This window comes from Lactobacillus sp. UMNPBX4 (genome assembly GCF_002554115.1).
Taxonomy (GTDB): domain Bacteria; phylum Bacillota; class Bacilli; order Lactobacillales; family Lactobacillaceae; genus Lactobacillus; species Lactobacillus gallinarum.
The window spans coordinates 1-2,128 of sequence record NZ_PCZF01000092.1; the positions used below are offsets into that span (position 1 = coordinate 1).

The window sequence follows — 2,128 nt, forward strand, 5'->3', positions numbered from 1 at the left end:
ACCAGACGGCTTTTATATTTTATCAAATCTCAAATCCTTTGTCAAGAACTTTTTTGATTTATTTTTCGTCGCCTCGGCTCTCGCCTGACGACATTTAAATATATTACTCGTTTTGCTTTAACTTTGCAAGTCTTTTTTTCAAAAACTTTTTTTAAAGCTCTCGAGCTCTTCGTCATCTCTCAAGACGACTTTATTAATTTACCCTACTTTCTCTTTTTTGGCAAGTTATTTTTTCAACTTTTTCAAATTAAAATTCCATTGCAATGATCTATCTCATGTTGAATAGTTTCTGCAATAAATTCCGAAAAATCTTGCGTTACTTCTTCAAGATTAAGATTCTGATAAGTAACGGTTATATTCTTATAGCGAATTGCCTGACGTTGATCGCTTAAAGATAAGCATCCCTCTTCAGTCGTATACTTACCATTCTTCTTAATAATTTTAGGATTAATCATCACGAAAGGTAAACTTCCAATATAGAAAGCAATAATTCTTTTAGGTTTGCCAATCATATTTGCGGCTAAGCCAGCTGCTTTGCTTCTATTTGCTAAAAGCGTATCACGCAAATCCAGTGCCGTATTCAGATCTTCTTTGCTTGCTAATGTCGATTTTTGACTTAAAAATACTTGATCATGAATGATCTTTTTTACTGCCATAACTTTTCCTTTCCAAATTTATTCAATATAGAATATTAACAAATTATTGCCATTTAACCAAAATAAACTGAAGCATAATATGATTGAAATGTTTTCTTTATTATTTTGAACTTGTATAGGGCAAAGATCGCGCTAAAATGTAAGTTAGACACTTTAAAGGGAGGCCTTCAAAATTTTTAAACAAATACTCACCGGATTAGCAGTTGCCGCTCTATTTTCTACTGCTACACCAACAATTATTTCTTCAAACACAGATAAGGTGCAAGCGAGCAGCTATTCTAGAAGTGCAATGCGTAGCTACGTACGAAACACTCTAGCTCAAAGCAACAGTCGAGGAAGCACAGTTATTATAAAAAATGGTAAACCTCAACAAATCAGCTATGGTTGGGCTTGGTATGGCAAAAGAATAGGCAACGGTAATGATAGCGTAGTCTATCCGACTGCTTCTTTACAAAAAGTAGTGACTGCTGCCATGGTTGTTCAATTAATGAACGAAAAATGGCATACAAGTGAACGTTTTAATCAAAACACTAAGATCTCACGTTGGTATCCTGAGCTAAAAAACGCCGACAATATTACACTAGGTCAACTAATGACCCACACTTCCGGAATTAACGCTGTAAATACGGAAGCTGATCGCGGGACCGACTATTCAGAAGATGATGCAGTTAAATGGGCAATTGATAATGCTAATTCCACTGATTCAGGTACTCCTGGCACTTATTTCTACAACAATACAAATTACATCCTATTAGCGGGTATTATCAAAAAGGTTAGTGGTCAATCATATGAAACTAATTTTAATAATCGTATTGTTAACAAATTAGGATTAGCAAATACCTATCTTTACCAAAATATTCCTAGCTGGAAAACTGATCCCATCTCATACATTTGGAATGTCAAAAATTATCAAGATCCTGAATATATAACTAAAACACAGGCTTCCCAACTTGTAGGTGCGGCCAACATGTTTACTACCCCAATGGATTATTACAAAATTCAAGTTGGCCTATCCAATGGTGCAATTTTAAATAAATCAGACTTCTATTACCTTACTCACTTAAGAAGCAGGGTTAATAACTATTCCGGTGGTATTTATCTTGATAACAACGACACCATAAAATCGGCATACGGAAATCTTGGTGGTACCCACTTTGGTATTTGGTTCCAAATGACGACTGATAATCGCAATGGTTTAATTATGTTCCTAAATCAAACTGCGGGTGACGAAAATGCTCAAAAACAAGTCGGATATCAAATTTTGAATCATATTAAACCATATACATTTATCGCAGGATAAAACAAAAAGACTTTTCCTAAAATTTGGAAAAGTCTTTTTTATTATTCAAACGTAAATTGCAATAATAAATTGAACACTTAAGCTGCTTGATAGATATGATCCAATTCTCTTTCAAAGATTTCATCTGGTGTATGATATGCCAATATTTTTCTTGGTAGCGAATTGCACCAGG

Annotated in this window: 2 protein-coding genes; one reads left to right on the plus strand and one right to left on the minus strand. The window is 34.3% G+C overall.

The window, feature by feature from the left end; translation table 11 throughout:
* Positions 1-242: 242 nt before the first annotated feature.
* Complete coding sequence (locus CP355_RS09745; RefSeq protein WP_098044434.1) at positions 243-656, minus strand: peptide deformylase; 414 nt, start codon at positions 654-656, stop codon at positions 243-245.
* A 289-nt stretch (positions 657-945) separates the two neighbouring features.
* Here CP355_RS09745 and CP355_RS09750 point away from each other — a divergent pair, with 289 nt between their 5' ends.
* On the plus strand, positions 946-1,956 hold the full coding sequence (locus CP355_RS09750) for a serine hydrolase (protein ID WP_191335650.1): 1,011 nt from the start codon (positions 946-948) through the stop codon (positions 1,954-1,956).
* Positions 1,957-2,128 lie beyond the last annotated feature (172 nt).